This is a genomic window from Pseudomonas sp. BF-R-24 (assembly GCF_019947335.1).
Classification (GTDB): Bacteria; Pseudomonadota; Gammaproteobacteria; order Pseudomonadales; family Pseudomonadaceae; genus Aquipseudomonas; species Aquipseudomonas jessenii.
Genome location: NZ_JAGYGG010000094.1, coordinates 1 through 1,187, shown reverse-complemented (window position 1 = coordinate 1,187; position 1,187 = coordinate 1). Strand labels below are relative to the sequence as shown.

Genomic DNA, 1,187 nt, shown 5'->3' with positions numbered 1-1,187 from the left:
AGCAGAAGGAGTGTTGCAGATGAAGCAGAGACCTCGGATCTATTACACCGAAAGCCAGAAAAAACTGATGTGGGATCACTGGCAGAAAGGCGACTCTCTCCAGCACATAGCCCAACTATTTGATCGAAACCATTCATCGATACAGCGCATCTTGGCGGAAACAGGCGGTATCAGACCCGCTGTACGCCGCAGGTCCAGATTGGCGCTGACGTTGGCTGAGCGCGAAGAGATTTCGCGTGCAGTGGTGGCAGGTAACTCGATCCGTTCCATGGCCGCGCTGCTAGGGCGAGCAGCCTCTACCATCAGTCGTGAGATCAGACGCAACGGTGGCCAAGGAGGCTACCGGGCTAATCAAGCTGATCAGGCTGCCTGGGATCGCGCCCATCGACCTAAGGTCTGCAAACTTGTTGAGAACCGAACGGTGGCGCAAATTGTTGCAGACAAGCTTCAATTGCAGTGGTCACCGGAACAAATTGCCGGTTGGTTGAAGCGTACCTACCCGGACGATACGAGCTATCAGGTGTCACACGAGACGATCTATCGCACGCTCTTCATACAGGCCCGCGGGGCTCTGAAGAAGGAGTTGCTTGAGCATTTACGGCGCACGCGGGCCATGCGTCGCTCGCGCCATCACACGCAGAAGAAAGAAAATCACGGTCGAATCACTGACGCGGTATCGATCCGCGAACGCCCGGCCGCGGCTAAGGATCGGGCGGTGCCAGGTCACTGGGAAGGCGACCTGCTGTGCGGTAGCAGGAACAGCCAAATTGCCACTCTTGTGGAGCGTCATACCCGCTACGTAATGCTGGTGAAATTGGACGGTAAGGATAGCGAGACGGTCATCAGCGCCCTGATCGAAAACGCCCGTAACTTACCCCAAGAACTCTACCAATCGCTGACCTGGGATCGCGGCAAAGAGATGGCTGACCATAAGCGCTTTACGGTGGCTACCGACATCAAGGTCTACTTCTGCGATCCTCATCGTCCCTGGCAACGGGGATCGAATGAGAACACCAACGGCTTGTTAAGGCAGTACTTCCCGAAAGGAACCGACCTTGCGGAGCACTCGCAAGCCACGCTCAATGAAGTCGCAAGGCAGCTAAATAGCCGCCCTCGGAAAACACTAGACTACGAAACACCCGCTGAACGATTTAGCCAATCTGTTGCGTCGACCGGTTGAATCCACA

At 55.7% G+C, this 1,187-nt stretch carries 1 protein-coding gene; it reads left to right on the top strand.

Annotated features, from left to right (window positions below):
- Positions 1–19 precede the first annotated feature (19 nt).
- Positions 20–1,180 carry an IS30 family transposase gene (locus KGA98_RS28420; protein WP_218544105.1) on the top strand — a complete coding sequence of 387 codons (1,161 nt, stop codon included), beginning with the start codon at positions 20–22 and terminating at the stop codon, positions 1,178–1,180.
- Positions 1,181–1,187: the final 7 nt, after the last annotated feature.

Bases quoted from the DNA above. Each gene is read 5' to 3' on its own strand.
- KGA98_RS28420 (WP_218544105.1), top strand. From the start codon at position 20: ATGAAGCAGAGACCTCGGATCTATTACACCGAAAGCCAGAAAAAACTG.